The following is a 24,388-nucleotide window of genomic DNA, read 5'->3' as shown; positions in this document are numbered from 1 at the left end:
GCTGCACCCGACCGCGTGCGGCACAGTCGGCGGCCTGCATCTCGATCAGCGCGTGGAACCGCTCGGCAAAGGGAGCGTGAAGGTGCGCTTCGGCAGGGCCACGCACACCGTTGGTCTCCGCGGGCGTTTCGGTTCCGCTCGGTGCAGCGTCTCAGCGGGGAGTGTCGGCCGCCGGGGCGGATGTGATGGCCGACGGCCTCGGGCTGCCTCGGGTGAGCAGTCGGCCGACAGCGGCGGTGCAGGGGATCATCACCAGTCCGTAGACCGCTGCGGGAACAGCGAGCGGGACGCTGTTCAGGGCGCTGACGGCGATGGTGATGGCGAGGGCCGCGTTGTGCGCTCCGATCTCGAAGGCGGCCGCGACGGCTTGGCGGTGCTCTACCCCCATTGCTCGCGGCACGACGAAGCCGAGCGTCAGACTGGCCAGGCAGAACGTCAGCGCCACCACGCCGACCGAGGTGACATAGCCGAGGACATGGGCCCTCTCGTTGTAGGCGGTGCCGAGGATAGCCAGGGCCAGCACCAGGGTTGAGGCGATCCGCACCGGACGGTCCATGCGCTCGGCGAAGGCGGGGCGGGATCGACGCAGGACCATGCCGATCCCCACGGGAATCAGCACGATCACGAACACCTGGAGCATCTTGCCGAACTGCAGCGTGAGCTGTCCCGTGCCGAGGTCGGGTGCGAAGTACTTCAAGGCGAAGTTGGTCACCAGCGGGACGGTCACCACGGCGATCACCGAGTTGATGGCGGTGAGCGTGATGTTGAGGGCGACGTCGCCGTGGAACAGGTGGCTGAACAGGTTGGCGACGGTGCCTCCCGGAGACGCCGCGAGCAGCATCATCCCGACCGCCAGTACCGGGGGGAGGCCGAACGCCACGACCAGCCCGAAGCACAGTGCGGGCAGGACGAGCAGCTGCAGCGTGAGCGCCACCACCACCGCGCGCGGCCGGCGGGCGGCGCGGGCGAAGTCGTCGACGGTCAACGACAGTCCGAGGCCGAGCATGACGACCGCTAGGGCTACCGGAAGGAAGACAGAGGTGATCACTGAGTCCATGGGGCACGGTTCCAGGTGGCGAGTCGGGAGTTGTTGCACGAGGAAGACCCGGTCGGCTGGTCCGGGTTTCGTCGTGCCCGCAACGGTGCCAGCGCCGACGTCACGTGCGCTCGTGCCTCAGTCCGAAACAGGCAGTGCCCGTTGGACGTTGGAACAAGTCGGGGGTGCGGATCAGGGTGTGTCGGAAGGAGCGCCGAAGAGCGAGACCCATCGCAGCGCGAGCTCGACTTGCGTCGAGCGCTGCGAGAGCGGGTGCCCGAGCAACTCCTCGGCCCGGGCGATGCGGTAGCGCACCGTGTTCTTGTGCACGAACAGCCGCTCGGCCGTCGTCTCAATGTTCAAGGTCGTCAGGTATGCCAGGACGGTCTCGCGGAGCAGGGCGAGGTTCTTGTCGGCGCCGCAGAGCCGACCGACCTCGCGGGCCACCATCCGTCGCATCAGTGTTTCCTGTGCTGAAACGAGGATGAGCAACTCCTCCTCGTCATAGCGCACCAGCGCTTGACCGTGGGCAGCCTTGAGGGCCAGGTTCTCGGCGGCACGGGCTTCCGCGTGGCTCGTTCGGAAACCCTGGATCCCCGGACCAGGCCGGCCGATCGCCGCCTGCATGCCGGCCTGCTGGAGCGCCGACGCGAGGCCGGGCAACTGAGCGAGGTCGGGTTCGTGGGGCGTGGCGACCCAGCACCACAGGTCACGGCTGCCGGCGACCATCGTCAGTGGTCGTGAGGTGCCGAGTGCCTGGGCGACGGCGTTCGCGACGTCCAGCATTGCCTCGGTCGTGGACGAGCCGGCCTCGGGGGCCCGGACGACGTAGGCGGTCTGCCAGTGTGACAGGGGGTGGCCCAGCAGGCGCGTTGCGTCGTCCGCGCTGGGTGGTGCGTCCCCGAGGAGCGCTTCGATGGTCTCGGCGCAGCGTATGACGGCGTCGTCGCGCAGTCGCTGTCGCTCCTCGTAGTACGTCTCGATCAGGCTTTCCACGGCGTCGGCCATCCACTGCCCGCCGAGACCCCAAAGGAAGACGAGGATCTCGTCACGCGGGGGAGCGTCTTCACTCGCCCCGTCGATGACCTCGGTGAGGAACTGGAAGACGCTCTGCTGGGCGACCCGGTAAACCTTCAACAGGATCCCGAGGTCCAAGCCGCGCCGGGCCAGGGTCCGGGCCAGGTCGGCGCCCTGGCCGGGCCGCACGAGGCGGTGGTCCTCACTCAGGCTCGCGACGAACTCGCGCCACTCCGCGCGGGTGCTGCAGTGCAAGTCCTGGACGAGGACGGGATCGTCGGCGATCTCGGGGATCTGCTTGAGGATGACGGCGTTGATCCGGTCTGCGAAGGAGTCCACCAGGGTGTCCTGTGAGGCAGTCTTGCCGAAGTTCTTTGCCCAGGCAGTCAACGCGTCCGACCGGTTCTCTGACAATCGACGCCTCCGACTCCCGCTGTGACCGTGGCCACGCTTCTCGGACGTCCGGAACAATGCTGCACTCCACCACTGCTCGCAACGCCGAGAAGCCTTGGTGTCGCGTTGCAGCGGATCGCCGCGAACTCGGACAAGCGCCTTTGAAGTCCACGTACTCAGCGTCCTCGAGCGCATGCGGCGCGTGTCCGGGCGTTCAATTTCAGGGGCTGGCCCGCCTCGTGGACCTCCTCGCCGTCCTTGATCCTCAACCCGACCCGCCCCTCTTTCGAATGTAACCCCAGTGCGGACACCGACAAAGGTCGTCAGGCTGTCCGACCAGCGCGGGACCCCATGTCCGCCCTGGTCAACAGCCGAACGAATCCCGCCGTCATGCCGCCGCCGCTCTCCTGGATGCGAGGAATGCGATGGCGTCACTCTCGATCACGATTGGTGTCCCTTCGCGTGTGAGGGGCGCTGGCACGGTCATGCCGACAACGGTGCCAGCGTCGACGTGACCCACGCTTGTACATGGGTCCGAAATCCGTCCGGCTCGTTGGCCGTCGGAACAACTGCGCGGAGCCATGGTCGCGGCGGTGCTCGCCAGGGACGGACGCCACCTTCGGGGCCAGGCGTCAACGGTCAAGCTGATTCATGACACTCCCTTGCTGCGCGGCACCGGCTGCAGGGCGGACGATGCAGCGGAAGCCGAGGTGGCAGGTGGAGGTGTCGATCGGCTGGGGGAGCCGTGCGGCGGGACGGTAGCGGCGGCAGTAGTTCGGTGCGCACAGGTGCGAGCCGCCCTTCATCACCTTGCGAGGGATACGCAGCTGGACCTGACCGGGTTCGACGCTGTCCGCCTCCGCGCCGCCGACCGGGTTGAAGCGTGGCCGTGGTGCGCCGCAGCAGGTCGGCGCGTTGGTCGCGAGGCGCCGGTGGTCCGCGTACCAGTCGGACGTCCACTCCCACACGTTGCCGATCATGTCGTACAGGCCGTAGCCATTGGCCGGGAACGCCCCGACCGGCGAGGTGCCGGCGTAGCCGTCCAGTTCGAGGTTCTCGTGCGGGAACTCGCCCTGCCAGGTGTTGGCCATGTACCGGCCATCCGGGTTGAGCTCGTCGCCCCAGGCGAACTCGCTGTCCAGCAGGCCGCCGCGTGCGGCGTACTCCCACTCGGCCTCGGTGGGGATCTGCTTGCCGGCCCACTGCGCGTAGGCGAGCACGTCCGGCCATGCCACGTGGGTCACCGGATGATCGAGCCGGTCGTGTCGCGACGTCCCCGGACCGCCAGGGTGCCGCCAGTTCGCGCCGGGCACGTACGACCACCACTGGTACGGGTACCTCAGGTCCACCGGATGCGAAGGCGGCGTGAACACCGCCGAAGCCGGCGCCAGCATGGCCGTATCAGCGCCGGGATACGCGGACGGGTCCACGGGCCGCTCGGCGATCGTCCGATACCCGGTGGCCTCGACGAATGCCTGGAACTGGGCGTTGGTGACCGGATGCGGGTCGATCCAGAAGCCGTCGACGCTCACGGCGTGGGCCGGGGCTTCCTCGGGGTAGTGCCGGTCGGACCCCATGGTGAACCCGCCACCGGGAATCCACACCATGTCGTCGGGCTGGTTCTGCGGGGTGTGGCCCAGGGGTGGCGTGGTCGCGGTGGGTACGTCACTCATCGGTGTCACCTAGCTGTACGGGGCTTGCGGAGTTACGAGGATCGGGCCGCGGCCTGCCTTTCCTGCCAACGGCAGGCGGCGGTGTCGAGCTGCCGGGCTCAGCCGGCGATGTGCGACGCGACCGTTGCTGCGGTCACATGCGGACCCTCTAGATACGTAACTGCGAGTTCCGTTAAAGTCCCATCCACGCCAGGGGTCGTCAAGACCCCGCAGGCCGCGGCAGCTGTGATCCGTCACGGCAGCGCTGCACTCACCGCCGGACCGACAGCCTCGCTGCGGCCGTGACCTCCTCGCCGCCCGGCTCCCCACCGGACGGTGCACGAGACCCCACGCGTACACGGGACATGAGCCCCTCGCTCGGCCCGCCTCATCTGGCGGCATGCCGGGAGCCGCCGTGTCCCTGCCCACCCATCACGACCGCGCCGGAGACCGGGACTGCGTGCCCGGACAGCCGTCGCCGTCGCTTCACCGATCCCGGACAGGAGGGGCCCTGTGCCCTCGCATGACGATCTCCCCCGCACCGCCCTGCCCATGCCCGATCGGCCCCGGCCGGGGCTGACCACGTACGACGCCCGGGACCCGGAGACGTCGTTCGCGCCGATCACGCCGCTGCGGCCGCCGGCGGGCGCGCCGAACGTCATGGTGATCCTGCTCGACGACGTGGGCTTCGGTGCGTCCAGCGTGTTCGGCGGCCCGATCGACACCCCCGCGGCGCAGCGGCTGGCCGACGGCGGGCTGCGCTACTCCCGGTTCCACACCACCGCGCTGTGCTCGCCGACCCGGCAGGCGCTGCTGACCGGCCGCAACCACCACTCGGTCGGCATGGGCGCCATCACCGAACTGGCCACCTCCGCGCCCGGATACAACACGATCCGCCCCAACACCAAGGCGTCACTGCCCGAGACACTGCGGCTCAACGGCTACGCCACCGCGCAGTTCGGCAAGTGCCACGAGGTGCCGGTGTGGGAGACCAGCCCGGCCGGCCCGTTCGACCGCTGGCCGACCGGCAGCGGCTTCGACTACTTCTACGGCTTCCTCGGCGGGGAGACCAACCAGTACTACCCCGCGCTGTACGAGGGCACCACCCCGGTGGAGCCCGAGCGCACCCCGGAAGAGGGCTACCACCTCACCGAGGACCTCGCCGACCGCAGCGTGGACTGGATCCGCCGCCAGCACGCGCTGCAGCCCGACCGCCCGTTCTTCCTCTACTTCGCGCCCGGCGCGACCCACGCCCCGCACCATGCCCCCAAGGAGTGGTGCGACCGGTACGCGGGCCGTTTCGACGCGGGCTGGGACGCGCTGCGTGAGGAGATCTTCGAGCGGCAGAAGCAGCTCGGCGTGGTTCCGGCCGATGCCGAGCTGACCGAGTTCAATGCGGAGATCCCGCACTGGGACGAGATGCCCGACGACCTCAAGCCGGTGCTGACCCGTCAGATGGAGGTCTACGCCGGGTTCCTGGCCCACACCGACGCCCAGATCGGGCGGCTGGTGCAGACCCTGGACGACCTGGAACTGCTCGATGACACGCTGATCTACTACATCATCGGCGACAACGGCGCCTCGGCCGAGGGCACCCACCACGGCAGCTTCAACGAGACGATCAACTTCAACGGCCTCAGTGCCCTGGAGTCGACGGAGTTCCTGCGCGCCAAGGTGGACGAGTTCGGCACCCCCAGCGCCTACAACCACTACGCCGTGGGCTGGGCACATGCGATGTGCACGCCGTACCAGTGGACCAAGCAGGCGGCCTCGCACTGGGGCGGCACCCGCAACGGCACCATCGTGCACTGGCCCGCCGGCATCACCGCCCGTGGCGAGGTCCGCGACCAGTTCTCCCACGTCATCGACGTGGCGCCGACCGTTCTGGAGGCCGCCGGGCTGCCCGAGCCCACCACCGTGCACGGGGTCACCCAGGCCCCCATCGAAGGCGTGAGCATGGGCTACTCCTTCGGCGACGCAACTGCGCCCGAGCGGCGCCAGACGCAGTACTTCGAGATCACTGGAAACCGCGGCATCTACCACCGCGGCTGGACCGCGGTCACCAAACACCGCACGCCGTGGGAGATGGTGGGAGCGAAGCTGGTGGCCTTCGACGACGACGTGTGGGAGCTGTACGGCCCCGACGACTGGACCCAGTCCCGCAACCTCGCCGCCGAGCAGCCCGAGATGCTCCACAAGCTGCAGCGGCTGTGGCTGATCGAGGCGACCAAGCACGAGGTGCTGCCGCTGGACGACCGGGCCGCCGAGCGTTTGGACCCCGACCTGGCCGGCCGGCCGCAGCTCATCCGCGGGAACACCCAGGTGCTCTTCCCAGGCATGGGCCACCTCAACGAGAGCTCCGTCATCAACATCAAGAACAAGAGCCACGCCGTCACCGCACAGATCATGGTCCCGGAGGACGGCGCCGAAGGCGTCATCCTCTCCCAGGGCGGCCTGGCCGGCGGCTGGAGCCTCTACGTCCGCGACGGCCGACTGCGCTACTGCTACAACCTGGTGGGCCTGAAGTACTTCTACGTCGGCTCGGACCACAAGCTCCCGGCCGGCGAGCACCAGGTGCGGATGGAGTTCGACTACGACGGCCCCGGCCTGGCCAAGGGCGGCACCGTCACGCTCCACGTCGACGGCACCGAGGTGGGCCGCGGCCAGCTGCCGGTGACCCAGGCGATGGTGTTCTCCCTGGACGAGACGACCAACGTGGGCCGCGAGTCGGGCTCGCCCGTCACGCCGGAGTACCCGGCGCGCGGCAACGACTTCACCGGCCAGATCCGGTGGGTGCAGATCGACGTGGACGCCGCCGCGGACAACCCCGAGCACCTGATCCCGATCGAGGAGCGCTGGCGGATCGCCATGTCCCGGCAGTGACGGGCCGGCCGTGCGGTGCCGGTGGGCAGGCCAACCGCGGCAAGCTCACCGGCACCGCACGGCCGCAGTCACGCCTCGGCTCGGGTTGCTCGGCGACCCCTGACGTCGGCAGGCCCTCCGCGAGGACGCGGAGGGCCTGCCGACGTGATGGCGTCAGGCAGCGCGTGACGTCACGGCTTTGCTGCTGCTGCGATGGTGTCCAGGATGACGGAAGTGATGAGTGCCGGGTCGTCACTCATGGGCATGTGCCCGCAGCCGGGCAGTGTCACGTGTTCGGCCTGGGGAATCCGCTCGCGGGCCAGGTCAGCCATGTGCAGGGGCAGGATGCGGTCGCGCTCGCTCCAGCCGATGGTGACCGGAACCGTGGGATTGGAGCGGCACTGGTAGTCGCGCCCGAACCTGGCGACCGCCCTGAAACCGGAGCCGTTGCGCAGGGCCAGGACGTCGGCCCATGTCCGCTCGGGGGACAGCTGTTCCGGCAGTGCACGAGCATGCCGCGGCACCGCATTGATCCAACGGCCAACGGTCCGGGCGGATTTTGGACTGACGTACGAGCGCAGGTCACGTCGGCGCTGGCACCGTTGCCGGCATGACGAAATCGGGAGCGCGTAAGCGCTAAGAGACCCCGATCGAGATTGAGAGTGAGAAGGAGCAGGCAATGGAGTCGAGCAGCATCACCCAGCCCACCACACCCGCGGAGGCGGCACGCTCCTTGTTCGAGCGGATGGGCCGCCACGATCTCGCCAATGCGGACCAGATGTGGAGCCCCGACGCCGTAGACACTTTCGTCGCGGTCGGAGAGTTCCGCGGCCTGGACGCGATCGTAGGCTTCTTCACCGAGTTCCTGGCCGCGTTCCCCGACATGGAGGTCGAGACCGAACGCATTCTGTCCGACGGCTCGTGGACCACGGTCCAGTGGCATGCCAGCGGGACCTTCACCGGGGCACCTTTCCTCGGCATCGAAGCGACGGGCCGACGGTTTGAAGGGCTGCGGGCTGTCTCGGTCGCCGAGTGGGACGACCAGCTGCGCATCCGCCAGAACACGATCTATTGGGACGGCGCAGACTTCGCCCGGCAGCTCGGCATTCTCCCGCCTACGGAATAGATGACCGCCTACGGTTACATCGAGACGCTGATCCGCACCGCGCAGTAGTTCCAACGGCCAACGGGCCGGACGGATTTTTGACTGACGTACGAGCGCAGGTCGCTTCGGCGCTGGCACCGTCGGCCCGGCCCTGGGCGCTGAGCGCACTCGTACTGCTCGTCCAGGCCGCGCTCACCGACTGGCTGATACGCCGCGGAGTCGACAGCCGCTGGGCGCATGGCCGGGTCGGCGGCAGCCTGCCTGGCCCTGCCCTGGTGCGCGGTGCCGGGGCGAGGACCGCGTTGCTGGTGGTCGGTTTCGGTCTGGGTGGATCCTTCGCGAGCGTTGCGTTCACCGTCGTCGCCGAGTTGGCCCCGCCGGCACGGCGCGGCGGCGCCTTCGGTACGTGAACGCCGTGGTCACCACCGCGGGCCCGATCGCCTCGGCCGTGGTCGGACAACGGGTCGACAGCTGTGGCGTGACGTCGTACCAGAGCGCCGTTCTGCTCTCCGGTGTCCTGCTGCTGGTGGGCATGCGCGGCCTTCACCCTGATCGCCCCGGCTCGCCACACCGCTCGCCTGGACGCTTGACTCACCGAGACGCGCACGACCACCCTTGCTGCCCTAGGAGCCGATCCGTGACCGCCCCTGCCACCGACACCGAACTGCTGGACCGTGCCGTCGCCGAGCTGCGTGAAGGCTCCGCATCGTGGGCCGCGGCCCCGATCGCCGAGCGGATCGCGCTGCTGGAGCGGCTGCTGCCGCGAATCGCCGACGGCGCCGCGGAGACGGCCGCGGCCGGAGCCCGCGCCAAGGGCTACGGCCCCGACTCCCCGTGGGCGGCCGAGGACTGGGCCGGCGCCCCGTGGGCGCTCGCCCAGAACGTCAGCGCCTACCTGCACGTGCTGCGCCGGATCGCCGCGGGCAAGGACCCGGTCGACGCGCGAGCCGTGCACGAGGGGAACGGCCGCACCTGGGTCGACGTCTTCCCCGCTACCGGCTGGGACACCCTGCTGCTCAACGGGTTCACCGCCCAGGTGTGGATGCGCGCTGGCACCAGCGCGCAGCAGGTGCGAGACCGGGCCGCCGGCGAGTACCGCGGGCGGCCCGGACGCCCGGCCGTCGCCCTGGTGTTGGGCGCGGGAAATGTCGCGGCCATCACCGCCCTGGACATCCTGCACAAGCTGTATGTCGAGGGCCAGGTCGTGGTTGCGAAGATGAACCCGGTCAACGCTTACCTCCGGCGGCACTTCGAGCTGGTCTTCGCCGAGTTCGTCGAGCGCGGCTGGCTGCGGTTCGTCGACGGCGGTGCGGCGGAGGGCGGCTATCTCGCCGCGCACGACGGCGTGGACGCCATCCATGTCACCGGCAGCGACCGCACCCACGACGCGATCGTGTGGGGGACCGACGAGCAGGCCGCGCAGCGCCGCCGCGACGACACGCCGCTTCTCGGCAAGCCGTTCAGCAGTGAGCTGGGCGGGGTCAGCCCGTGCATCGTGGCCCCCGGGCCGTGGAGCGAGGCGGACTTCCGCTTCCAGGCCGAGCACATCGTGACCAGCAAGATGAACAACTCCGGCCACAACTGCATCGCCAGCCAGATCCTGGTCCTGCCGGCGGAGTGGGACGGTACCGAGCGACTGCTGGAGCAGATCCGGAAGGTGCTGCGCGAGCTGCCGCCGCGCACCGACTACTACCCCGGGGCAGACCAGCGTCTCGGCGCGGTCCTCAAGGCACACCCCAAGGCCGAGACCCACGGCGACGGCCCCTGCCGCGTGCTGGTCCCGGACATCACCGACCACGACGACATGCTGATCACCGACGAGGTCTTCGGCAGCGCACTGGGCGTAGTCCGCCTGCCCGGCGCGACCGCGGCCGAATTCCTGCGCCACGCCGTCGACTTCGCCAACGACAAGCTCCCCGGCACCCTCGGCGCGACCCTGATCGTCCACCCCCGGACCGAGAAGCACCACCGCTCCGCGGTCGAGGCGGCCGTGGCCGGGCTGCGCTACGGGACCCTCGGCGTCAACTGCTGGTCCGCGGTCGGCTTCCTGCTCGGCTACACGCCCTGGGGCGCCTACCCCGGCCACACCCGCCAGGACATCGGCAGCGGCATCGGCTTCGTCCACAACGCCTTCATGCTCGAGGACATCGAGAAGACCGTGGTGCGCGCACCCTTCGCCCCCGCCCCGCGCGGCCTGCTCACCGGTTCCCCGTCACTGTCGCCCCGCCCGCCCTATTTCGTCACCAACCGCACCGCCCGGACCACCATCGAACGCGTCACCCGCTTCACCGCCGCACCGGCGATCGCCAGGCTCCCCGGCATCTTCGCCTCCGCACTGCGCGGCTGACACCGCCCGCACCCCGCCGCCCCCGAACCGCCACCGTCAGACGAGAGGCCGAAGGTGAACCTCGCCGACCTCCTCAGCCGTACCGCCGCAGCACACGGCCACCGCGTCGCCGTCGAACTCGGCGACCACTCGCTTACCTACACCGAACTCCACACGCTCGCCGGCCGGGTGGCCGCGCTGCTCGCCGCACGCGGTGTCACCCCCGGTGACCGGGTCGGTCTGATGCTGCCCAACCTGCTGGAGTTCCCGGTTCTGTACTACGGCGTGCTGCGCGCCGGCGCCATCGTCGTCCCGATGAACCCCCTCCTCAAGTCGCGCGAAGTCGCCCACTACCTGGGCGACTCGGGCGCGGTGCTGCTGTTCGCCTTCGCCCCGGTCGCGGAGGAGGCCGCGGCCGGGGCCCAGGGCACTGCCGCCGACGTAGTGCCTGTCGGGCCCGGCTCGCTCACCCAGCTGCTCGCCGCCCACCCGTTCCCCGCGCCCGAGCGGAGCCGCGAGGAGCAGGACACCGCGGTCATCCTCTACACCTCCGGCACCACCGGAGTTCCCAAGGGCGCCGAGCTCACCCACGCCAACCTGGTCCACAACTCCGAGATCATCGCGACGCCACTGCTCCGGCTCGTCCCGGAGGACGTCCTGCTGGGCTGCCTGCCGCTCTTCCACGCCTTCGGCCAGACCTGCGCCATGAACGCCGCAGTGACCAGCGGCGCCCGCCTCACCCTGATGCCCCGCTTCGACCCCACCCTGGCCCTGCAGACCATCCAGCAGCGGCAGGGCACCGTCTTCGAGGGCGTGCCGACGATGTACGCCGCCATGCTCGCCGCAGATGCACAGCAGCCCGGTGCCCACGACGCCTCCACCCTGCGGCTGTGCGCCTCCGGTGGCGCCTCGCTGCCCGTCGAGGTCCTGCACGCGTTCGAGGCAGCCTTCGACTGCCCCGTCCTGGAAGGCTTCGGCATGTCCGAGACCTCGCCCGTCGCCTCCTTCAACCACCCGGACCGCCCGCGCAAGGCAGGTTCCATCGGCACCCCGATCGAGGGCATCGAGCTGTGCCTGATCGACGCGAAGGACGGCGTCGGCGAACTCTGCGTCCGCGGCCACAACATCATGAAGGGCTACTGGGGCCGCCCCGAGGCCACCGCCGAGACCATCGTCGACGGCTGGCTGCGCACCGGCGACCTCGCCACCGTCGACGAGGACGGCTACTACTTCATCGTCGACCGCAAGAAGGACCTGATCATCCGCGGCGGCTACAACGTCTACCCCCGCGAGATCGAAGAGGTCCTCCACGAACACCCCGCGGTCGCCGAGGCCGCCGTGATCGGCATCCCTCACCCCACCCTCGGCGAGGACGTCGCCGCCGCCGTTGCCCTGCATCCCGGCAACGAGGCCACGGCGGTCGAGCTGCGTGATTTCGTACGGGCACGCGTCGCTCCCTACAAGTACCCCCGTGAAGTCTGGATCCTCGATGTCCTCCCCAAGGGCGCCACCAGGAAGATCCTCAAGCGCGAGATTCCCCGTGCGGTCCCCGAAGACACCCGTCCCTGACGACGTCCGAGGCACGCAACGTGACGTGATACCGGCGCTTGACGGGGTCCGTGCCGACGTTCGGGGTGGTGAAGGGGTTCGCAACTGCTGGGCCAGCACCTCATTTTGGCGAACATGGGCACGATTGAGTGAACGGTGCGACGGTCTGTGGGCATGGCTGACGGGGTGTGCGTAATGTTCTCGGTGCGATCTGGGACGCCGGGTGTGGCGTCAGCGGTCGGGGCCCCCGCGTCACCAGCGAGATGGTTCGGGGCCTCCCCGTCGCCTCTGGCCACACCCATATGGCCAGATCGTAGGGATGCCGCCCGCCCGGGACGGACCGCATACGGGATATGCGTCGCCGACCGGGACGCGAAAGCGGAGGACCAGCGCGCCCAAAACCGTTCGGGGCGCGCCGGTGAGTCAGGACTCACTCCTGCTCACTGCCCAGGAACGGTTGCCACTGCCCGGGTTCGGGGCGATCCGTTGGTCGGCGAGCGACGGCTCCACCCAACTCGGGGCAGTCCGGAGCCTCCACCAATCTCTGGTCGGAGAGGAGGCGCTCTCATGGATCCTGCTCGTCCTCGCCGCCATCGCGTGGCTCGCGCTCGCCGTCGACTTCGCGCGGCAGCTGCTGCGCGACCGGGCTCGGTGGAAGGCCGAGGCGGAAACGCCGCTCGCGCTGACCGCAGTGGCCGCGACGACCATTCTCGGGACCTGGTTCGCACTACAGGGATGGTCGGGTGTCGCCGTCGCCGCGCTGGTCGTCGCGGTACTGATCTGGCCGGTGCTGCTGACCTCTGTGGTGCGGCACTGGCGGCGGCACTTGCCGGGTGCGGTGTTCCTGGTGTGTGTGGCGACGCAGGGCCTGGCCGTGCTGAGCGGAACGCTGGTCGTATCGCTGCCGTCCGGGTGGCTCGCCTGGCCGACGCTGGGCTGCTTCGTGCTTGGGCTGGTGCTCTACGCGTTCGCCTGCCTCCGCTTCGATCTCGGCCAGGTACGGTCCGGAGCGGGCGACCAGTGGGTGGCCGGCGGGACGCTGGCGATCTCCGCGCTCGCCGGGGCTCCGGCGTGGCCAGCCTCGCCCAGCGAATGGGCGGCGGTGACTACGGCTACCTGCCAGGCTTCGGCCCCACCATCAAGGCCGGCGAGTTCCTCCTGGGCTATGCCAACGAGTTGGGACGGCTCGCGCCCATGCCCCAGCCCGACGTTCTGAGCCGCAACGGCACCTACGTGGCCTTCCGCAAACTACACCTGCGGGTCGCCGAGTACCGCCGCTATCTCAAGGACAACGCCTCCTCCCCCGAAGAAGAAGAAGAGCTCCTCGCAGCCAAGATGGTCGGCCGCTGGCGCAGCGGGGCACCCCTGGTACTCGCTCCCGACCACGACGACCCGGCCATCGCCACCGATCCGCACCGAGTCAACGACTTCACCTACCACGAGCAGGATCCGGCTGGCCTGCGCTGTCCGCTCGGCGCCCACATCCGGCGGATGAACCCGCGCGACGCCCTGGCCGACTCCCTGGTGGACGTGAAACTGCACCGAGCCCTGCGCCGGGGCACCCCCTACGGCCCCATGCTCCCCGAGGGAGAGCTGGAGGACGACGGCGCCGAGCGCGGCATCGTGTTCATCTTCATGGGAACCGACCTCGTCCGGCAGTTCGAGTTCCTCAAAACCCAGTGGGCCAACGACGGCGACTTCGTCGGCCTCGGCGACGAGAAGGACCCGATCGTGGGAAGCAACGACGGCACAGGCACCTTCACGATCCCCAAACGGCCCGTTCGTCGCCGCCTTCAGCAACTGCCCCGCTTCGCCGTGACCAAGGGAGGCGAATACCTCTTCATGCCCAGCATCCGCGCTCTGAAGTGGATTGCCGAACGTGATACCTGAGCCACGCCGCGGGCCGAACAGCCGAGTCCATCTGTGGCAGCGACCAACACTCCTGAGGCGCTCCGAGAAGGGATTCCCGACATGACCGCGAACACACAGACGCCCAGCCGCCCCGGCCTGAGGGAAGGCAAAACCAACGAGTTCACCCTCTTCGTCGAGTTTTCCAAACGGGTGCATGTCCGTGATGATCCTGACCAGGGCAGTTGCATCCCGCAGGTGTCCGGGACGCTACATCTCGCCTGGCGGTGGCTGCCCGCAGATTGGTCCTTGGCTACCTCTCCGCCTTCCCAGCGAGATGGGCTCAGCGAAACCTCGGTCACGGCCCAAGCCGCAACGAGTGGAGATCCCGCCCCTGACACCGTCTACGCGAAGGCCGAAACTGCGCTGCATGCGGGCGAGGGACTGCCCCGTCTCATATCCGTGACTTTGTGGCAGACGCCAGCCGGCCAGCGTTCGCTCGTTGACACCAGGCGTGGCCCCCCAGTGTCTCCAAACGCGCTGGCCCGGCACCGGAAGGTCGGCTACACGTATCTCCACTCCGCTACACACCGCGAACGAACGGCAAGGTCGAACCATCGACTACCGCGTCACCTTCGATCAGCCGCCGGAACCGCTCGACATCCTCCCTGAGCAGCTGACGTTCGAGGACATCGTGGAACCAACTCCTGAGACATCACAACTACAGGCGCGTGAGGCCCCGCTTGCCGAGTCAGTCGAGCCGCGGAACGTCAGCGCCCGCGACTGCGAACTGTGCATCCGTCCCCCAATCGGCGGATCATCTGGTGGCCCACGAAGACCTGCGGTGCGAGCAACTCGCTTCCGGCAGGCCTGCCCTTATACCGGTCAGCGATCAACAACGTGCGTGTTCGTCGATGCCGACCTGACGGCGGGCAGGGCCGCGATGCCAGAGAGGAGGGCCAGCACCGCGAAGAGGGCCGGGTAGCCGCCCAGCGGTGCGGCGAGTGCCGCGCCGGCGAAGGGTGCAAGAGCGGAAGCGGCGGTCGCGGGGGCGGCAAGTAGTCCGGAGAGACGGCCGTAGTGGGTGGTGCCCCAGCGGTCGGCGATGGCGGTGGCTTGCAGCAGGGTGAGGTTGCCGCGGACCATCCCGGCGGCGACGGACAACACGACCAGAAGGGCGTACGGACCGGGGACTGCTGCGAGTGCGGCCGTGGCAGCACCGCCAAGGGCGATCAGTGACGTGGGGCGGGCGAGGGCGCCCGACTCGCCGGAAGCTTAAGGGGCCATGATCACTCGCCCCAAAGCAGCTCCCGCCCAAAGCCGCTCCGCCGACCTTCTCTGTTGCGCGTCTGCGATTGGATCACACCGCCACACGTGAGTAAGCCTGTCAGGAGGCGAGGATGGAGATGCCGTCTCCGAGCAGTTTCAGCCCGAGGACGAGGAACAGGAGCGCCATCACGGCGACGTTGTGCTGAGCTGCCCAGTCTTTCCAGTTGCCGAGTGTGGTCTTCGCTCGCTCTCCCCCGAGCAGGAAGACTCCCAGTGGGGCCAGCAGGCCGAGGGTGGCGATCAGGACGAAGATGGCCAGCGATGCGATCTGCTGCCCGACCGGCAGACCGGCTGAGCCGATGGAGGCGGCCGCGGCGATGGTCAGCGGGGCGTTCTTGGCATTGAGCGCGGCCAGCGCCAGTCCGAGTCCGAAGACCTTGACCGGCGTGAGGCGGTCGATCGCCGCATGACCGCGCCCAGTGCCGAGAGTCCCAGGATCCAGCCGACGGTGAAGAGGGGGCCGTTGAGACGTCCCCGAGGTGTGGCGAGTATGAGGATGATCGCGATGATCGGGAGCGGGCTGATCGCGACAGCGGCCGCAAAACCCAACACGTCACCGAGAACTGCGCCCATGGTTGCCTCCAGAAAGGGATCAGGGTGGCGCAGAGGCTTGGCGCAAGCGGACGCCACGACGGCCTGGGCGGCGCACCGGGCTGCTGTGCAATCGGCTGCGCCGCTGTCTTCGGCTGCGCGGAAGTGGCTGCCCGAGAATGGAGACGACGACGTACTCGGCACGTCCCACCAGTTCCATCCTCCTGCGCATGGCCGGATCTGTCCTCGGGAGTTTCTCGGGACACGCGAGTACCCCCGCAGTGGCCTGCCGCACCGGGCAGCTGGACCCCGCAGTGCCGGAGCTTCCCGGGAATCCGCCCCGGGCGACCACAACGCCCAGGGGCGCAGATGCGAGGCAGCACATTCGCAGTGAGGATTGATATGTGGGGGCGATGGCGCCTCATGTTCGGGCGCTTGGCGACCCTCGCACCGATCCGTGGCAGGAGAATCACACGATGACTGCGACGACAGGTGGAGCCCAGCCGGCTCAGCCCAAGCGCCCGGGCACGACGGATGGGGTGATCAGCGAGTTCACCATCTTCGCCGAGATCAAGCCGGGCCATGCAGATGCGCTGCGTAAGGATCTCGCCACGCTCTCCGGAGGGAAGGATGACGAGAGGGCCCGTGCGGCACTGCACGAGATCGGCACCCTGCACGAAGGGCGGCACGTGATCTTCGACAACGACACCCGGTTCATGTTCTGCAGCTCCTTCGACGGCTCCTGGGACACCTACATCGATGATTTCGCCAAGACGGTAATGGGGGACCGTTTCGCAACGATCTTCGCGCACTGCGAAGGGTTCCCTGGCATCCACGATCCAGGGGCGAAGGACTGGTTCGTCGCCCACCAGGAGCCCGCGGGGCTCTTCATCACCTCCTCTCCGGATCTGACCATGCAGCAGATCTGGAAGGACCACCGAGTGGACGAGGCGTTCGAGGAGGTGCTGGACACGTCCGAGTTCCGGGCGATGCTGGACAACCCGGCCAACGCGGCGCTGGTGGGCACGCCGGCCTTCCAGAAGCTGCTGGAGGAAGCCTCGGCCTAGACCCCGAACACAACCAGCCCTCGGAGCCGACCCCACATCTGTGGACCGCGTCAGCGGGCGCGGGTCGGCCGCCACAGGGCTGCCCAGGCAGAGGCCGATATGGAGGCACAAGCGAGCATGAACACGGCGGCAAGTAGCAGCGCAGCCAGCGTGCGCGTCGAGATCGACGACGTCCAAAGCGGGGCACTGCGTCCACGGCCGGTGCCGTACGAGGGGAAGTTCATCTTCCTGCGCGTCGATGACCGCCACGCCGGGCGTGCCCTGCTGCGGCGACTGCTCCCGGTGACCGCGGGTGGCCTGCCCAGCGTGGACCCGAGCCGGGATGCCTGGGTGGCTGTGGCGTTCACCTACCAGGGCCTGAGGGCCCTGGGGGTGCCCCAGGAGTCGCTGGACAGCTTTCCGCGGGCGTTTCGTGAGGGGATGGCCGCGCGGGCGGAGCTGATCGGTGACGTGGGTGAGAGTGCCGCGGCCCACTGGGAGGCACCGTTCGGAACGGGCGATGTGCACATCGCGTTGAGCGCCCTGTCTTCCGATGCGGCCCAGCTGGACAAGGAACTGGAGCGGGCGCGCGTCGCCTACGAGGACACGCCCGGTGTCCAGGTGATCTGGCAGCAGGAGGTCCACCAGCTCCCGACCGGGCGCACCACCTTCGGCTTCCGCGACGGCATCAGCCATCCGAACATCGAGGGCGTCGGACTGCCCGGCTCCAACCCGCAGGAAGTTCCCATCAAGGCCGGCGAGTTCATCCTCGGTTACCCCGACGAAACGGGCAATCTGCCGCCCATGCCCAGCCCCGATGTGCTGGGGCGCAACGGGACCTACGCGGCCGTGCGCAAGGTCCACACCAACGTGGCGGCCTGGCGGCAGTACCTGCGCGCGAACACCTCCAGCGCCGAGGAGGAGGCGCTCCTGGCGGCGAAGATGGTGGGGCGCTGGCCCAGCGGGGCGCCGCTGACGCTGACACCGGAGCACGACGACCCGGAGCTGGCGGCCGATCCGCACCGCGTCAACAACTTCCTGTACCGGGAGAACGACGATCGCGGCCTCCGGTGCCCTGCCGGTGCGCACATCCGGCGCACCAACCCCCGAGATTCCACCATCATCGGCGACGCACGGATGCACCGCCTCATCCGCCGCGGCACCACCTACGGCCCGCCGCTGCCGGAGGGCGTACTGGAGGACGACGGCGCCGACCGCGGCCTGGTCGGGGTCTTTCTAGGAGCCCATCTGGAACGGCAGTTCGAGTTCATCAAGGCCGAGTGGGTCAACGACGGCAACTTCATCGGCTATCCCGGCGAGAAGGACCCGGTAGCCGGGCATCACGGCGGAACCGGAAGCGTCACCATCCCGGAGAAGCCGGTCCGGCGCCGCCTGAAGAACCTGCCCAGCTTCGTGGTCACCCGGGGCGGTGAGTACTGCTTCGTGCCGGGTCTGCGCGCCTTGCGCTGGCTTGCCGAACTGGAGGACTGAGGGCAATTCCTGCCCCCTGAGGTCCCATCACGGTCTCCGAGGAGAGGTCGACGTCATGGCAGCACAGTTCGTCCCCTACACGCCGGACGTCGAAGACGACGACCCGCACTTCGACCGCAACGTGCAGACGGTGATCGAAAAGACCGAGGCCTACATCACCGAGTCGGTCACCGCTGGTGGCACCGGCCGGGCCCTCCGCGACGCCCATGCCAAGGGCTACGGGCTGGTCCGCGGGGAAGTGGAGATCCTGGGCGGGCTTCCCCCCGAGTACGCCCAAGGCATCTACGCGACTCCGGGAACCCACGATGCGCTCATCCGCTTCTCCAACGGCTCGCCTCACGCCGGAGCCGACGCGCGACTGGGTGCCGCCACCGGACTGGCACTGAAGATCTTCGACATCCCCGGCCCGACCCTGCTGGAAGACGAACCGGACGCGGGCACCTTCGACTACGCCAACATCAACGGACCGATCTTCTTCTGCAACACGGTCGAGCACTACCTGTTCATCCAGGAACTGTTCCTGAACGCGCCGGCCTACTTCTCCCAGGGCCGACCCGGCGTGCATCGTTTCTTCACCGAGTTCGTGACCGGAAAGGGAACGCTGGACCAGGACAACTGGGCGTGGGACGAGTTCCTGGCCTTCCTGCGTCTGTCGAAGACCCCTCCGGCAAACCTGCTGCTGTCGAGCTACTGGACGATGGGCGCGGTCCGGCACGGGGACTACATCGCCAAGGTGCGCATCACCCCCGATCCGTCCTTCGCCGCCGCGGTCGTCCGGCGCGACATCGACCCGACCTCGGCGGCGGAGGTCTTCCGACCGGCCCTGCAAGCCGAGCTGCAGGAGCGGCCCTACGCCTTCGACATCCAGGTCCAGCTCTGCACCGACCTGGAGCGCATGCCAGTGGAGGACACCACCGTGGAGTGGCCCGAGCAACTCTCGCCGCCCGTCACCGTGGCCAAACTGCGACTGCCGCAGCAGGACATCTCCAGCCCGGAAAACCTGGAAAAGATGGACGCACTGTCCTTCACGCCCTGGCGGGTCACCGCCGAGCACGCGCCCCTGGGCAACATCATGCGGGCCCGCAAGGAGGTCTACCGGCAATCCTCCATCGCGCGCCACACGCTCAACAAGCAGCCGCGCACGGAGCCCCGCAGCGCCGATGAGGTACTCGGCCCGGCCTGATCAAGCCGACCGACGGCAGGGCAGCATCGGGATGCTCCTGGTGAAGGTCCTGGCCATGCCGCAGATGTCGAAGGTCGAGCTGTACGCGGCGATCTGGTTGTGCGCCAGGAACTCCATCACGACACGTGGCGCCACCCCGGCCGCGGTGAGCAGGGTCGCGCAGCCGTGCCGAGCGTCATGCAGTCGGATTACCCGCAGGTCCGCGTTCTTGGCCGCGACTTCGACGCCCCTCCCTGGGGGTGCTGTTGCGGGCGTCAGTAGCCAGTGCCGCGCTTGACCTGGGCCCGCTCGATCTCATGGGTCGCACCCTTGTGGTCCAAGGTGCTGCACGCGTCGTCGATGTCCTGGCTCAGGCGGTCGATCTGCTCGCGGCTCAGGGTCTCTTTGACCAGGGCACGCAGGATCTTCACCCGCTCCGCGTTGGGCGGGAGCGTGTACGCCGGCACCATCCAGCCGCGCTCGGCCGCGAGTTGCCAGGCGACGTCGGACTCGTCGTAGGCGTGCTTGCCGGCGAGACGGAAAGCCACCAGCGGCAGCTGCTCGAGGTCGCTCCCGATCACTTCGAAGCGGCCGCTGCTCCGCAGGTTGTCCGCCAGCGCGTGGGCGTTCTCCTGCAACATCTTCATGACGTAGGTGTAGCCCTGGCGACCGAGCCGGACGAAGTTGTAGTACTGCGCGAGCACCATCGACGCGCCGGTGGAGAAGTTCAGGGTGAACGTCGCGTCGGTCTTGCCCAAGTAGTTCTCGAGGAACACGAGATCCTTGGGCAGGTCGGACTCCTCGCGGAAGACCAGCCAGCCGATGCCGGGGTACACCAGGCCGTACTTGTGTCCCGAGACGTTGATCGAACGGACCTGCTCGAGCCGGAAGTCCCACTTCGAGTCCGGGTAGAGGAAGGGCCACACGAAGCCGCCACTGGCTCCGTCGACGTGGATCGGGATGTCGAGGTCCCGCTCCTTGCGGACGTCCCGCAGGAGCTTGTCGATCCCGACGACGTCGTCCTTGTGGCCGGTGAACGTGGTACCGAGGACGGCCACGACGCCGATCGTGTTCTCGTCGAGGAGAGGCTCCACGTCCTCCGGGCCGATCGTGTACTTGCCCTCGGCAAGCGGCACGATCCGCGGCTCGACGTCGAAGTAGCGGCAGAACTTCTCCCACACGACGTGGACGTCCCCGCCGAAGACCAGGTTGGGCCGGTCGGCCGAGAGATTGGCCGCCTGGCGGCGCTCCCGCCACTTCCACCTCAGCGACAGCGCCCCGAGCATGATCGCCTCGGACGAGCCCTGGGTCCGACATCCAGTGGTCTTGCCCGGCGCGTTGAAGAGGTCGGCGAGCATGCGCACGCAACGCTGCTCGATCTCGGCGGAAATCGGGTACTCCGCATGGTCGATGAAATTGCGGTGGAGATTCTCGGCGATGATCCGCTGCGCCTCCGGCTCCATCCACGTGGTGACAAACGTGGCGAGATTACGCTGCGGGTCACCCTCCATGGCGAGGTCCACATCCAGCAGCCTCATCGCGTCCGTCGCAGCCATGCCTTCCTCGGGGAAGGTCTCCGAGGGAGCGGGCACGGTCAGGAAACGGTTGCCGAACAGGGCCGCAGCGTCTCTCTTGGTCATGCGGAGGATTCAAACAGTTCCGGAACGTACCTCGGCGAGGAACACGCCAAGGAAGAACAGCGACCCGCGGCCTCCGCCATATCAGTCGATATTGTCGCAGCAGTTATCTACGCGGCCGCCTTTATGCTGAGTCGTTCGCGGCCCCCACCCGCCAGCAAGGTTGCCGCGATCCGAAAATCAGGATTGGGGACGACCGCCGCAGTCCTCGCCCCCGGGGCGACCCAGGCTACACCCGAGATCAAGACCGGGCGAGGCTTTCGATATCTGATGATTCAATGAATTCATGGTCGCAATCACGGGAAAATTTCGACAAATCGCCGATGGGCCGATTGCCGACTTACCGTGAAGGCAGCAATCGTCGACCCTTGAGTGCCCGTTCTGGTAGATCGCGCCGGGGTGCCGTCTGCTGGCCGATTGCGGGGCGCCCGGTCTCACGGGGATGCGTCGGATAGCCGGCTCTCGCCGGTCCGGACCGCTCCGAGGAAAAGTCGAAAGCCAAGACCTAGGACGAGGAGATCGAGCAGCATCTGGACGGTGACGATCAGGTGGGCGGCTTCGCTGGTGGCGGTGATGTCGCCGAAGCCGACCGTGGTGAAGGTCGACACCGTGAAGTAGAGGGTGTCGGTGCGGGTGAGGGTGTGGGAACTGAAGTTCGCCGGATTATCTTGGGCGAGGATGAAATATGCTGCGGCGAACAGCAGCAGGAATAGTGGTGTGGTGACCGAGAGCGCCTCGGCCGCCCGGAGGGCGGGGTAGTCGGCGCGGGTGATCGAAAAGACTTGCCAGGTCACGACTCCGGCAAGGATCAGCAGCGCGACTGACAATGACGCCGGGACCGGGACCGACAACTCCTCGAGTTGCTGCAGCGGGGCGAGGTAGTACAACGCGACCAGGCCCAGCGAGGTGGCCAGGCTGCGCGCGAATGCCAACAAGGCCAGCCGTCGCCGTTGTGCCGGGGGCAGGGAGCGGAGCGGTTTCGGGATAAACATCTAGCGGCCTCCGGTTCACACGGTCGCATTCTCGGAGCGGTGTAAAGCTCGACGAGGCAGGTGCCGTTCAGTGGATATTACGCGGCGTCTGTGAGTGTGTCGTTGAGCTCGGCGGCGGTTCGCCTGATCGAGGTCCGGGGGTTTGGCCAGGGATCGGCGGAAGTCATGGAGGCAGCGGAGGCCGGCGGGGCATGGTGAAACCACGCGAGGCCCGGTCGAGGTCGGCCCAGACCAGGCTGATGCAGGTGGTCTCGCTGGGGAAGCGGTCGATGACCTTGGCCCGACGGCGGGTCTAACCATGGGTCTGCTCGATGAAGTTGCTGCACGCAGCTGCGCCCGGAGGATGTCTGCCGCGTCGTCTATCGATGGCCTGTGCCGGACACGCACTGATCCCGTCGCTCGCCAAGTGGGTGCCCAAACGTACTTCCGCGGTCGGTGTAGCGGCTTGGTGTGTACCGCCGCGCCAGAGGTGCCGAGAAAGGCCTCCTGCCGCCGTCCCTGCACAGGTCACCGCGAATACGTGGCCAAGTGCCTGACCAGCCCGACCAGCGTGATCACCCAGGCGGTGACGGCGATCCAGAGCAATACCTGCCCCGGCGTCCGCAGCCAGCCCACGGCCGCGGCGTCGGCGTCGGGCAGGGTGGCGACGGCCGTCATGCCCATCGGGAAGACCGTCGCCCAGCGCCTCACGTCGTAGTGCGGACGCGGCCAGCGTGCCTCGGCGAAGACGAGGACGGCGTACCAGCACACGGACAGCGCGAGCGTGACCAGAGTGAGCGCACACAGCGCATCTTGTGCAGCGGTGCCGCGCCAGGCGGGCACGGCCAACAACTTCGACCCGGCGAGCGCGGAGATCGCCAGCGTCCCGCCCGCCACCCACTGGTCGCCCGCGCCGGACCGTACCTGGCCGAGGTCGAAGCGGAGAAAGGCGATCGGGTAGAACGCCAGCCCGAGCAGGAAGCAGCCCAGCGCCGGCCAGGCGAGCCACCCGGACGGCAGCGAGAGGGCCAGCGTTCCACCCAGCACGGCCAGGCCCTGCGTCGCGACACACACCAGGAACACCGTGCCCGGCAAGCGCCGCCGCCAGTGCCGCACCACCGCCGTCAGCAACACCGGCCAGATCAGCACCGCGACGACCAGCGCAGCGACGGCGACACCCGACCATCCCTGTAGTGCGAACCAGGTCCCGAGGATGGTCGTCGCGGCCACTGCTGTCAGCGCGGGCGGCTTGTCTGCCTTGACCTCCCACTGTTCCCGTTCGCGCAGTAGCTGCCGCGCGAAGTCGACGGCGAGGGCGAGCCATACGAGGGCGGCGAGGACGAACAGGATCCACGAGAGCGCCTCCTGCCCGACCAGGTGCAACCCGATGGAGACAATCCCGGTCGCCATCACCGCTGTTCCTGCTCCCGGGGGCAGCTCCACCCACCAGCCGACTAGCCCGCCCCCGGCCGGGACACGATCACCCATCCCCCCACAGTCTGCGGCGGTGGGACGAGCCGCAACCGCAACACGGTGTCCTTCGTGGCTGAGGCCAGAAGCCGATCAGGTCTCTCGGACGTGCTGGTGCACGAGTCGGCGCCGGGCTCGCATGCTGATCCGCGAACGCTCCAGACACAACGTGCGACGGGGTTGCTGTTCTCCAGTCGAGCCTCATCGGCTAGGGCGTGTCCGATGGGTCAGGTAACTCATCTGTCACCCGGTCGTTCGGTTCGGAGTGGGGCGGGGTGATCTGACTGATGAGGAATGGGTTCGGCTGGAACCTCACCTGCCGAAGAACTCAGGCCGAGGCGGGCGATGGCAGTGCCACCGCCGAGTGATCAACGGGATCCTGTTCCGTCAGCGGACGGGTCTGCCGTGGCGGGATCTGCCAGCACGGTTCGGGAGTTGGAAAACGGTGCATGACCGCCATCGCAGGTGGTCGGCAGACGGCACGTGGGAGCGAGTCCTGCAGGCAATCCAGGCCGATGCGGACGCTGAGGGCCGGATCGACTGGAGCATGGTGAGCGTGGATTCCACCTCGTGCCGGGCTCACCACCATGCAGCGGGAGCCCGGTCCCGCCCACCGAAGTTGCCCGGCAGACATGGCAGCCCACCGCGCCATCGTCTCGACGAGGCTTTGGGCCGATCGCGCGGCGGTCTGACTTGCAAGATCCACTTGGTGAGTGAGGGCGGCTGTCGTCCCCTTGCCTTCGTCATCACACCTGGGCAGTGGGGTGATGCCCCTCAACTCATTCCCGTACTGGAGCCGATCAAAGTGCCTCGGCCAGCCGGCGGACGTCCATCGAGCAGTCGATGGAGGAGTGGGACCGCGTCAGTCAGCCGGGCGGCGCGTGAGCGCCGACTCGGGTCTTGGTCCGCGACTGGTCCGGAACAACTGGTCAGGAGCGGGATAGCCGCGGGATCAACTGGTAGT

General features: G+C 68.4%; 20 protein-coding genes and 2 pseudogenes. 11 read left to right on the top strand and 11 right to left on the bottom strand.

Features of this window, described 5'->3' with window-relative positions:
• Positions 1-151: 151 nt before the first annotated feature.
• From OG574_RS06070 to OG574_RS06060, 3 genes are all read right to left on the bottom strand, one after another.
• A complete protein-coding gene (locus tag OG574_RS06070) occupies positions 152-1,057 on the bottom strand; it encodes a bile acid:sodium symporter family protein (RefSeq protein WP_326772224.1) in 906 nt (301 codons plus the stop codon).
• A gap of 171 nt (positions 1,058-1,228) precedes the next feature.
• On the bottom strand, positions 1,229-2,392 hold the full coding sequence (locus OG574_RS06065) for a PucR family transcriptional regulator (RefSeq protein WP_326772223.1): 1,164 nt from the start codon (positions 2,390-2,392) through the stop codon (positions 1,229-1,231).
• Positions 2,393-3,078: 686 nt separating this feature from the next.
• Positions 3,079-4,119 (bottom strand): formylglycine-generating enzyme family protein, encoded by a 1,041-nt coding sequence (locus tag OG574_RS06060; protein WP_326772222.1) that lies wholly within the window; start codon positions 4,117-4,119, stop codon positions 3,079-3,081.
• A gap of 492 nt (positions 4,120-4,611) precedes the next feature.
• On the opposite strand from OG574_RS06060, the gene OG574_RS06055 reads away from it, so the two are divergent.
• Positions 4,612-6,981: an arylsulfatase gene (locus tag OG574_RS06055; protein ID WP_326772221.1), complete on the top strand. Its 2,370-nt coding sequence runs from the start codon at positions 4,612-4,614 to the stop codon at positions 6,979-6,981.
• 170 nt (positions 6,982-7,151) lie between these two features.
• Here the strand turns inward: OG574_RS06055 and OG574_RS06050 are convergent, their stop codons facing one another.
• Positions 7,152-7,640, bottom strand: a complete 489-nt coding sequence (locus OG574_RS06050; RefSeq protein ID WP_326772220.1) for an alpha/beta hydrolase — start codon at positions 7,638-7,640, stop codon at positions 7,152-7,154.
• Between OG574_RS06050 and OG574_RS06045 the strand changes: the two genes are divergently transcribed.
• The 6 genes from OG574_RS06045 to OG574_RS06020 all read left to right on the top strand — a co-directional run bounded on the left by OG574_RS06045 (position 7,640) and on the right by OG574_RS06020 (position 13,829).
• On the top strand, positions 7,640-8,086 hold the full coding sequence (locus tag OG574_RS06045; protein ID WP_326772219.1) for an ester cyclase: 447 nt from the start codon (positions 7,640-7,642) through the stop codon (positions 8,084-8,086). The two genes, OG574_RS06050 and OG574_RS06045, sit on opposite strands and share 1 nt — an antisense overlap.
• Before the next feature lie 77 nt (positions 8,087-8,163).
• Positions 8,164-8,475: a hypothetical protein gene (locus OG574_RS06040; protein WP_326772218.1), complete on the top strand. Its 312-nt coding sequence runs from the start codon at positions 8,164-8,166 to the stop codon at positions 8,473-8,475.
• Positions 8,476-8,702: 227 nt separating this feature from the next.
• Positions 8,703-10,412, top strand: a complete 1,710-nt coding sequence (locus OG574_RS06035; protein ID WP_326772217.1) for an aldehyde dehydrogenase family protein — start codon at positions 8,703-8,705, stop codon at positions 10,410-10,412.
• A 54-nt stretch (positions 10,413-10,466) separates the two neighbouring features.
• Entirely contained in the window at positions 10,467-11,960 is a 1,494-nt protein-coding gene (locus tag OG574_RS06030) for a long-chain-fatty-acid--CoA ligase (RefSeq protein WP_326772216.1), read from the top strand.
• A gap of 397 nt (positions 11,961-12,357) precedes the next feature.
• Positions 12,358-13,155, top strand: a complete 798-nt coding sequence (locus OG574_RS06025; RefSeq protein ID WP_326772215.1) for a hypothetical protein — start codon at positions 12,358-12,360, stop codon at positions 13,153-13,155.
• Positions 13,134-13,829 (top strand): Dyp-type peroxidase, encoded by a 696-nt coding sequence (locus tag OG574_RS06020; protein WP_326772214.1) that lies wholly within the window; start codon positions 13,134-13,136, stop codon positions 13,827-13,829. Before OG574_RS06025 ends, OG574_RS06020 begins: the two co-directional genes overlap by 22 nt.
• A gap of 843 nt (positions 13,830-14,672) precedes the next feature.
• Here OG574_RS06020 and OG574_RS06015 read toward each other — a convergent pair.
• The 3 genes and pseudogenes from OG574_RS06015 to OG574_RS06005 all read right to left on the bottom strand — a co-directional run.
• A pseudogene (locus tag OG574_RS06015) lies at positions 14,673-15,038 on the bottom strand (MFS transporter); the annotation flags it as partial.
• Positions 15,039-15,174: 136 nt separating this feature from the next.
• Positions 15,175-15,516 carry a GAP family protein gene (locus tag OG574_RS06010; protein ID WP_398377240.1) on the bottom strand — a complete coding sequence of 114 codons (342 nt, stop codon included), beginning with the start codon at positions 15,514-15,516 and terminating at the stop codon, positions 15,175-15,177.
• Positions 15,438-15,689, bottom strand: a complete 252-nt coding sequence (locus OG574_RS06005; RefSeq protein ID WP_326772213.1) for a GAP family protein — start codon at positions 15,687-15,689, stop codon at positions 15,438-15,440. The genes OG574_RS06010 and OG574_RS06005 overlap by 79 nt, the downstream gene beginning before the upstream one ends.
• 371 nt (positions 15,690-16,060) lie before the next feature.
• Here OG574_RS06005 and OG574_RS06000 point away from each other — a divergent pair, with 371 nt between their 5' ends.
• The 3 genes from OG574_RS06000 (at position 16,061) to OG574_RS05990 (ending at position 19,367) form a co-directional block, all read left to right on the top strand.
• Positions 16,061-16,714, top strand: a complete 654-nt coding sequence (locus OG574_RS06000) for a hypothetical protein (protein WP_326778378.1) — start codon at positions 16,061-16,063, stop codon at positions 16,712-16,714.
• A 117-nt stretch (positions 16,715-16,831) separates the two neighbouring features.
• Complete coding sequence (locus OG574_RS05995; protein WP_326772212.1) at positions 16,832-18,184, top strand: Dyp-type peroxidase; 1,353 nt, start codon at positions 16,832-16,834, stop codon at positions 18,182-18,184.
• A gap of 55 nt (positions 18,185-18,239) precedes the next feature.
• The gene (locus OG574_RS05990) at positions 18,240-19,367 is read left to right on the top strand and encodes a catalase family protein (RefSeq protein ID WP_326772211.1); all 1,128 of its coding nucleotides are present in this window, start codon (positions 18,240-18,242) and stop codon (positions 19,365-19,367) included.
• Here the strand turns inward: OG574_RS05990 and OG574_RS52675 are convergent, their stop codons facing one another.
• The 4 genes from OG574_RS52675 to OG574_RS05970 all read right to left on the bottom strand — a co-directional run bounded on the left by OG574_RS52675 (position 19,368) and on the right by OG574_RS05970 (position 23,442).
• On the bottom strand, positions 19,368-19,502 hold the full coding sequence (locus tag OG574_RS52675; protein ID WP_398377230.1) for a hypothetical protein: 135 nt from the start codon (positions 19,500-19,502) through the stop codon (positions 19,368-19,370).
• Positions 19,503-19,621: 119 nt separating this feature from the next.
• Positions 19,622-20,986 carry a glutamate decarboxylase gene (locus tag OG574_RS05980; protein ID WP_326772210.1) on the bottom strand — a complete coding sequence of 455 codons (1,365 nt, stop codon included), beginning with the start codon at positions 20,984-20,986 and terminating at the stop codon, positions 19,622-19,624.
• Between the two features lie 431 nt (positions 20,987-21,417).
• Entirely contained in the window at positions 21,418-21,975 is a 558-nt protein-coding gene (locus OG574_RS05975) for a potassium channel family protein (RefSeq protein WP_326772209.1), read from the bottom strand.
• Positions 21,976-22,482: 507 nt separating this feature from the next.
• Positions 22,483-23,442, bottom strand: a complete 960-nt coding sequence (locus tag OG574_RS05970; protein ID WP_326772208.1) for a tellurite resistance/C4-dicarboxylate transporter family protein — start codon at positions 23,440-23,442, stop codon at positions 22,483-22,485.
• A 247-nt stretch (positions 23,443-23,689) separates the two neighbouring features.
• Here OG574_RS05970 and OG574_RS05965 point away from each other — a divergent pair.
• Positions 23,690-24,316, top strand: a pseudogene (locus OG574_RS05965) (IS5 family transposase); the annotation flags it as partial.
• Positions 24,317-24,388 lie beyond the last annotated feature (72 nt).

Origin of the sequence: Streptomyces sp. NBC_01445, assembly GCF_035918235.1 — a bacterium.
Classification (GTDB): domain Bacteria; phylum Actinomycetota; class Actinomycetes; order Streptomycetales; family Streptomycetaceae; genus Streptomyces.
Note: the sequence above shows the minus strand (reverse complement) of the source record. Positions and strands in the feature narration are given on the sequence as shown.